Origin of the sequence: Psychrobacter sp. Pi2-1, assembly GCF_904846645.1 — a bacterium.
In the GTDB taxonomy this organism is placed as follows: domain Bacteria; phylum Pseudomonadota; class Gammaproteobacteria; order Pseudomonadales; family Moraxellaceae; genus Psychrobacter.
In genome coordinates this window covers 74,739-81,960 of the sequence record NZ_CAJHBO010000015.1, presented here as the reverse complement: position 1 = coordinate 81,960, position 7,222 = coordinate 74,739, and the positions used below count along the sequence as shown (strand labels likewise).

General features: G+C 43.0%; 8 protein-coding genes. 4 read left to right on the top strand and 4 right to left on the bottom strand.

Annotated features, from left to right (window positions below; genetic code table 11):
• Positions 1-162: 162 nt before the first annotated feature.
• The gene (locus JMX91_RS09575; protein WP_201548823.1) at positions 163-444 is read right to left on the bottom strand and encodes a DUF503 domain-containing protein; all 282 of its coding nucleotides are present in this window, start codon (positions 442-444) and stop codon (positions 163-165) included.
• A gap of 133 nt (positions 445-577) precedes the next feature.
• Between JMX91_RS09575 and JMX91_RS09570 the strand changes: the two genes are divergently transcribed.
• The 3 genes from JMX91_RS09570 (at position 578) to gorA (ending at position 3,359) form a co-directional block, all read left to right on the top strand.
• Positions 578-1,366 carry a threonine/serine ThrE exporter family protein gene (locus JMX91_RS09570; protein ID WP_201548821.1) on the top strand — a complete coding sequence of 263 codons (789 nt, stop codon included), beginning with the start codon at positions 578-580 and terminating at the stop codon, positions 1,364-1,366.
• Position 1,367: 1 nt separating this feature from the next.
• Entirely contained in the window at positions 1,368-1,820 is a 453-nt protein-coding gene (locus JMX91_RS09565; protein ID WP_160022269.1) for a threonine/serine exporter family protein, read from the top strand.
• 174 nt (positions 1,821-1,994) lie between these two features.
• Positions 1,995-3,359, top strand: a complete 1,365-nt coding sequence (gene gorA, locus JMX91_RS09560) for a glutathione-disulfide reductase (protein WP_201548819.1) — start codon at positions 1,995-1,997, stop codon at positions 3,357-3,359.
• Positions 3,360-3,497: 138 nt separating this feature from the next.
• Here the strand turns inward: gorA and JMX91_RS09555 are convergent, their stop codons facing one another.
• On the bottom strand, positions 3,498-3,959 hold the full coding sequence (locus tag JMX91_RS09555; RefSeq protein ID WP_201548817.1) for a DUF2846 domain-containing protein: 462 nt from the start codon (positions 3,957-3,959) through the stop codon (positions 3,498-3,500).
• A gap of 508 nt (positions 3,960-4,467) precedes the next feature.
• On the opposite strand from JMX91_RS09555, the gene JMX91_RS09550 reads away from it, so the two are divergent.
• Complete coding sequence (locus JMX91_RS09550) at positions 4,468-4,623, top strand: hypothetical protein (protein WP_227679361.1); 156 nt, start codon at positions 4,468-4,470, stop codon at positions 4,621-4,623.
• Between the two features lie 44 nt (positions 4,624-4,667).
• On the opposite strand, the gene JMX91_RS09545 is transcribed toward JMX91_RS09550, so the two are convergent.
• Both JMX91_RS09545 and JMX91_RS09540 read right to left on the bottom strand, forming a co-directional pair.
• A complete protein-coding gene (locus JMX91_RS09545) occupies positions 4,668-5,273 on the bottom strand; it encodes a GNAT family N-acetyltransferase (RefSeq protein ID WP_201548815.1) in 606 nt (201 codons plus the stop codon).
• A gap of 88 nt (positions 5,274-5,361) precedes the next feature.
• Entirely contained in the window at positions 5,362-7,011 is a 1,650-nt protein-coding gene (locus tag JMX91_RS09540) for an FAD-dependent oxidoreductase (protein ID WP_227679359.1), read from the bottom strand.
• Between the last annotated feature and the right edge of the window lie 211 nt (positions 7,012-7,222).

Below are 7,222 nucleotides of genomic sequence, written 5' to 3'. Positions count from 1 at the left end.
CTATCTTCTTAACGGCTTCTGCTTTAAATTCGTCACTGTAGGTTCTTACTTTCTTGGTCATGGTAAACTCCAGTTAATACGCTTAGTTTACCAAGTTTAGTTGTACGGTTTCTTCAGCATAGCTCAGAAAGCTAGATTTGCTATCTACAAAGACGCCCCAACCTAAACAAACTCCCTCTCCACATTCATGACCCGTGCATCTACCGTACGTTCTAGCTTCTCCTCAATCTGACTACACTGCGACTCGACCTCACGTTTAGACAGCCCGACAATCACAAACGTCCACTCGCTGGCATCATGCCGATCCCGCTCACCGCTCTCACATACTGCGACACTTGGCGTATTACCAAAGCGCGCATGCAAGCCGCCCATACGGTGGCGTTTCTCTTTTAGCGAGCCACAACCGGGCAATGCAAACGTCAAAGTCAAAATAGCGATGTGCATTTTATGCTCCTTGCGATAGGGGTTTACGCTTTATAATAGTAGCATCAAACATAATATCCGATAATGGCTGCGCATCACCATTCAGACCCTTTATAATAGCGTATCAATACCAACCAACCTGCGTATCTCACCCATGACCTCTATCAGCTACGTAAAGCAGCAGCGTATTACTCGACTATGCGTGCGCTGCGGATTACTCCTTATGCAGTATGGCGCTGAGTCTGCCGTGGTGGTGGACTTGTCCAAACGTTTGGGTCTTGCCTTGGGAATGAACAGCGTCGAATGTTCGCTGAACTTTAATGCTATCACCCTGACGACTATCTGTGACGAGCGCTGTATCACCACTACTAGAGACACGATTAATCAGAGTATTAATGTCAATCTGTTGGTACAAATTCAGCAAATCGTCAATAAGACTGAAGCCACTGTCGATAGTACCGATTTAATTGACCGCACGACCCTTGCCTTTGATGAGTTGGATAAGACCGTATATCCAACATGGCTCGTAAGTATATTTGTTGGCGCATCTTGTGCCGCATTTGCTTATTTGAATGGCGGTAGTTGGTCAATTACGGCGGTGACTTTCATCGCGGGTATGGTGGCGATGCTTACCCGTATTTATCTATCCAAGCATCATTTCAATCCCTTTATCACTGTCATCGTGACTGCTTTTATTGCCTCGCTCATTGGGGCGACGACCTATTATTTTGATATTGGTAACAATGCTGATATCGCCGTTGCCTCCAGCGTTTTACTGCTAGTGCCAAGTTTTCCTTTGATTAACTCTTTCTCAGATATCCTCAAAGGCTATGTCAATATTGGTGTTGGGCGTGCGGTCTTTACCTATATGCTCACCTTATCCGCGTGTGTCGGTATCGTAATGGCGCTGGTTTTACTTCGCATACAGCACTGGGGGTTTTAAGATGTGGTTTATTAAAACTGTCGTACTGTCTTGCATTATTACCCTCGGTTGGACGCTAATGTTTAGCGTACCCAAACGCTATATCTTGCCTTGTTTACTGATGACTGCATTTGGCTTTGGACTAAAGACAGCACTCGTTTATCAACACATCCATATCGTGGTTGCTAGCTTTTTTGGGGCGATGCTTGCTAGCTTTTTGGGTGTGTATTTTTCTAAGAAATATACTCTGCCGCCCAAAGCGCTTATCTCGCCTAGCGTCATCTGTATGATGCCCGGTATCGCTGCTTATAAGGCGATGGTCAGCATGGTACAGATTGGTTACTTTGGTTTTTCAGACGAGTTATTTAGCCAAATGATGGTGTATTTGTTCGAAGCGTTATTTGTGACCTCAGGATTGGTACTTGGCTTGTCTATTCCGGGACTATTATTTTATAGACGTCGTCCTATTGTATAAGTGGTTATAGGTAGATTTAAATATCTAGATGTTGGGCTTTTCTTAATTAAATACCATTTGTAGTCAAGCGATTCAACATACACTAACCATAAAAAACTTGTAAGATGGATGATAAGACCCATTACAGTAGAGTCAGAAACAGCACCAATAACAACTTAATAAAGAGACCGTATTATGACCAAACACTATGACTATATCTCTATTGGCGGCGGTAGCGGCGGCATCGCCTCACTCAACCGTGCAGCAAGCTATGGCAAAAAATGCGCCATTATCGAAGCCAATCAATTGGGTGGCACTTGTGTGAATTTGGGCTGTGTTCCCAAAAAGGTCATGTGGTATGGCGCACAAGTGGCTGAAGCCATCCATAAGTATGCGCCAGACTATGGTTTTGATGTTGAGTTAAAAGGTTTTGACTTCCAAAAGCTGGTACAGAGCCGTCAACAATATATCGAAAACATTCACCGCGCTTATGACAATAACTTGGCTAAAAACGGCGTCGAAGTGATCAAAGGCTTTGCCAAATTTGTCGATACCAATACCGTAGAAGTAAATGGCGAGCTGATTACCGCTGACCATATTTTGATTGCTACGGGCGGTCATCCTATTCAGCCAGATATCAAAGGCGCAGAATACGGCATCGACTCTGACGGCTTTTTTGCGTTGAATCATTTGCCAAAACGCGTGGCAATTGTGGGTGCAGGCTATATCGCTGTCGAGATCGCAGGCGTGTTAAACAGTCTGGGTGCCGAAGTGCATTTGTATGTGCGCAAACACTCGCCACTACGTACGTTTGACCATACTATCGTAGAGACTTTGCTGATAGAAATGGAACAAGCTGGCATCACATTACACACCAACACGGTGATCAATGAAGTCAATAAAAATGACGATGACAGCCTTGATTTGACCACCAACGATGGCGGTGAAGACTGTATCGACACTGTCGACTGCTTGATTTGGGCGATTGGTCGTGCGCCATCGACTGATGGTATCAACCTGCAAGTGACAGGGGTCGAGACAACCGAGACGGGTAAAATTAAAGTCGATAAATTCCAAAACACCAATGTCGATGGTATTTATGCAGTCGGTGATATTATCGAAAACAGCGTAGATCTAACACCCGTAGCGATTGCTGCTGGTCGCCGCTTATCAGAGCGTTTGTTTAATAATAAGCCTAATGAACATCTAGACTATACATTGATACCGACCGTGATTTTTACCCATCCGGCTATTGGTACGATTGGCCTGTCTGAAATCGACGCGGTAGAACGCTACGGCAAAGAAAACATCAAATGTTATACCTCAAGCTTTACCGATATGTATAGCGCGGTCACTCAACATCGTCAAAAATGTACCATGAAGCTAGTATGCTTGGGCGATGATGAAAAAGTCATTGGCCTGCATGGCATTGGCTTTGGCGTCGATGAGATGATTCAAGGATTTGCCGTCGCGATCAAAATGGGTGCGACTAAGGCTGATTTTGACAATACGGTTGCCATCCATCCAACTGGTTCAGAAGAGTTTGTGACGATGCGTTAGTTACGCAGACTGAACACGAAAAAGAGGGTGCTTATAAAGCATCCTCTTTTTCGTGTTCAGTCTAATCTCAGCCTATTTTTCAGTGAGTTAATATCTAAATGTCGTTAATGCTACGAACCACTCGGATGATAAAATTAGCTATTTACTACAATTGCCTTTAATACCGAGCTCAAGGTCAGCTATCGCTTCTTTGCCCTCACTTTCAGGTACTAACTTCAAACCAGCACCACCGACAAAAAGACCAGGCTTAATATACTGTTTGACGAAGTAGTTTTGACCTGTTTCAGTCATTACCATTAAATCATTTGGTGAGAACTCAGATTCTGTTGAAACTTTATGCTCTTTATTTCCTAGCACCTCATGGTAAAAGAATGTTCCACGCGCAGTCTCTCCAATACACTCATCATCTACCCAGATATCTTTCTTCAAAGCCGCACCCACCACACTATTGCTACGGTAAATATATAGACCAGCATTATCTGTACTTGGTGCTTTAACTTGCTTGATTACATTAGATACTTCAACATTTTCAGTGGGTACAGAAGCACAACCAGCAAATAGTATTGATGTAACCGTTAGAAAAGCCATTCTTTTTAGCATGTTATCTCTCTAGGAATAAGGATAGTTTTGTTTAATATATTTCAATAACTTTATTACGAATAAATTATAGAGACATACCTCAGTTTCAATAGTCAAAACCAACTCGTCACTCGCTTGATAAACCTTAAAAATGGTTTTGCAAGTACCTCAATTATCAGTAATAGCCATTTGATATGTAACATCTATATGAATATGTAAGTAAGGTTTTCGCTGATTTTTTACCACTAATCCCCTCGTTCTTAATGTGTCTATAAAGTTACTAGAACTATATAGAATTATATCTTAGAAACCAACTTATTTCTCGATATTTGCCTATTTTTATTTAATATTATTTTTCTATAATCAAATCACTTCTGTTTGAATAGCTGTAAAAAGTCTAAGTGAAGTCACGTTCATACTGACAGCGCAATCCTGATGCTGTTATGATGCGATTAATACTGACCGTTGAGAGATGACTGTGTGGCAGGTGTACTTATTTATATTACCGATTGGGCTTGGGATAATGACCTTGGCAGCAAGCCTATTATTTTTGTTCGCTTATCTAATGTCGGATGATAATGCCACGCGCTTGCCAGCATTTAACTGGTTCAAGCGCTTAATTATTGTGGCATTTATACTGCTGAGTATCGGTCTATTTATGACTTTTGGACATTTTTGGGGTTGAGCGAGATAGAATGTTTTTTAGTGTTTTTTACTAAGCCAATTTGATTAGCTAACGACTTTTTCGAGTTCTAATAGCTCTAAATCATCACGCTTTGGCTCGCCATTATTACCATCATTTGGAAACGGCATTTTATTGCCATTGAACTGATAACCACGGCGCTGATAGTAAGCTAAAAGCTCAGGACGATGACTTAAGATAGACATGGTCAGACGACTCGGCTGATTCAGTGACTGTAAGTGGCGATCTGCAAAGGTCTCGGCCGCTTGTAGTATCACGTTCCCAACACCCTTTCCTTGTAGCACAGGATGTACCGCAAACATACCGATATAGGCTTTCTTATTTGAGGCAGCATCAGTTTTAATATCGACAGCGATACAGCCAAGTATTTCACCCGTTTCGTCTCCATCACGATCGCCCGTTGTGGTTTTTGGATAAACAAAGTAATAGTGATTAGGATCATTAATCACGGCAGCGAGCTCCGCTGATGTGGTTCGAATACCACCGATCAAATCGGCCTCATTGGTCCAACCTGCCGTCTCGCGATAGCAGGAGTTCAATAACTGCTCAAGTGCGCCAATATCCTCTAATGTCGCTTCACGTAGAAATACGGACTCTTTATTAAAATGGTCTGTGTTTATATTGCTGCTCATATTATAATTTTTCCTTTTTCACTCATATAAAAAAACTGACTTAGGTCACTAAGCCAGCTTAAATACTAATACTTATTGCTTAATAGTACTAGCGCGATAATACATGCGCTTGCTCAATAATATCAAACCCTGCATTAAGCTGCGCGCGTGTCGGTGCATGACCACGGCGTAATAGCTCAGAGAAAGCGACCAACTCTTTATCACGTCCAAGCGTACTTGCCGCACTAGCCCGTGTATCCTCACCTTCATCATCAAAATAGTATTCGATATAATCATGCGTATCTGGCGTACCAAATAGGATATTGTGATCTGGTGTCTCGGCATGACCGCTATAGCGTAGGCTTTTACCATATTGCATGGTCCAAAAGAAAGGAATACGCGCCTCTAATGAGTCAACACTGTCATTATTTAATATCGCAGCTGCCGTGACCATGCCATGCTGCAGCGCCACGCGCCAATGCTCAATACGTATGCGACCCATTTGATTACTAGCTTTAGCGATATCACCTAGCGCATAGACGCCATCACGCAGCTGTAGATGCGCATCGACTTGTACACCATCTGGATCGTTAACTTCGCGCAATATCTCTGTACGTGGAGATACGCCAGTACCCAATATCACGATATCAGCGTCAATATGCTCGCCACTCGCTAGAGTGACACCGCCTACATTTGAAAAAGCTTGGTTATTGTTATCTCCATCCTTGTCCACTTGACGGTCAACCTTAGTAATTTCATTGACGGTTGCGTCAAACACAAAATTGATGCCCTTCTCTTCATGCAACTTAATTAAGGCATTACTCACTGTTTCCGATATGATATTGCCCATCACACGGCTACCTTGCCCAATCACTGTGATAGAAGCGGTCGTGCCTGCTTGCGCTAATGCTGAAGCGGTCTCCATACCGATGAAACCTGTACCAATGATTACTACGCGCTGATCATGACTGGCCGTCTTAATTAGTTTGGCATCATTCATGCTACGTAGCGTATATACGCCATCTATCTCAGCACCTTTGATAGGTGGTAAGTTTGGTTTAGCACCAGTGGCGATGACCAAGAAATCTGCAGTTTGACGTTCGCTGTTGCCATCACTATCCACTATGACGACGGTCGCTTCATTAGGCAGCACTTCGTTAACCGTTTGATTGAGGCGTAACTCAATATTGTTATTATCCGCCCAGTTAGCACCGCCCAATAGCAGCTTCTCCTCGTCCATCTTGCCTGCTAAAAACGCTTTGGATAATAAAGGTCGGTTGTAAGGAGCTTTGTCATCTTTACTAATCAATGTAATCTTGCCGCCATAACCACCCTGACGCAACTGGTCGGCTGTCATAAATCCTGCACCGCCACCACCAACGATAATGGTATGAGTGTCAGTCAATTTGTCATTTTCGACCTGCCCTGTTACCTGAGCTGAGGTATCGATTGTCAGATTATCACCATCATGAGTCAGCTCATACTGGGTCAAACCCGTTGTCGCTATCGGCTCTAATAGTGAGCCGTCGCGACTATCAAAAGTTGCATGATGCCAAGGACAAACTACCCGATTGCCACAGCGTAATCCATTACCCAAATCTGCGCCCGCATGTGGGCACTTACCATCGAATGCACGGAACTCATCGTCATCGCGAGTGATTAAAATGATACTATCGTCTTCTTGCTTATATGATTTCATGCCACCGCTTGGAATATCCGCTTTACTGATGGTGACTGTGTTGATCGTTGCGTCGGTCATAATGCTTCCTTAACAGTTATAATGATGTCTAATGACAGCAGGTTGAAAATGACCGTAACCAACCAGACAAATTCAACTTATCCTATTATTTTTAATATGCTATGCATTGATAGTAGCAAGAGCGCCGCGCACACGATGTTTTTTTGTATGTTTGCTGCGTTGCAAAACGTAATTATGCGACTTTGTTTTCCGCACTCTTTTTACTTCTAAT

Excerpts from the sequence above, each read along its gene's own strand:
- JMX91_RS09565 (WP_160022269.1), top strand. The coding sequence starts at position 1,368 with ATGTGGTTTATTAAAACTGTCGTACTGTCTTGCATTATTACCCTCGGT.
- JMX91_RS09555 (WP_201548817.1), bottom strand. The coding sequence starts at position 3,959 with ATGCTAAAAAGAATGGCTTTTCTAACGGTTACATCAATACTATTTGCT.
- JMX91_RS09575 (WP_201548823.1), bottom strand. The coding sequence starts at position 444 with ATGCACATCGCTATTTTGACTTTGACGTTTGCATTGCCCGGTTGTGGC.
- JMX91_RS09545 (WP_201548815.1), bottom strand. The coding sequence starts at position 5,273 with ATGAGCAGCAATATAAACACAGACCATTTTAATAAAGAGTCCGTATTT.
- gorA (WP_201548819.1), top strand. The coding sequence starts at position 1,995 with ATGACCAAACACTATGACTATATCTCTATTGGCGGCGGTAGCGGCGGC.
- JMX91_RS09540 (WP_227679359.1), bottom strand. The coding sequence starts at position 7,011 with ATGACCGACGCAACGATCAACACAGTCACCATCAGTAAAGCGGATATT.
- JMX91_RS09570 (WP_201548821.1), top strand. The coding sequence starts at position 578 with ATGACCTCTATCAGCTACGTAAAGCAGCAGCGTATTACTCGACTATGC.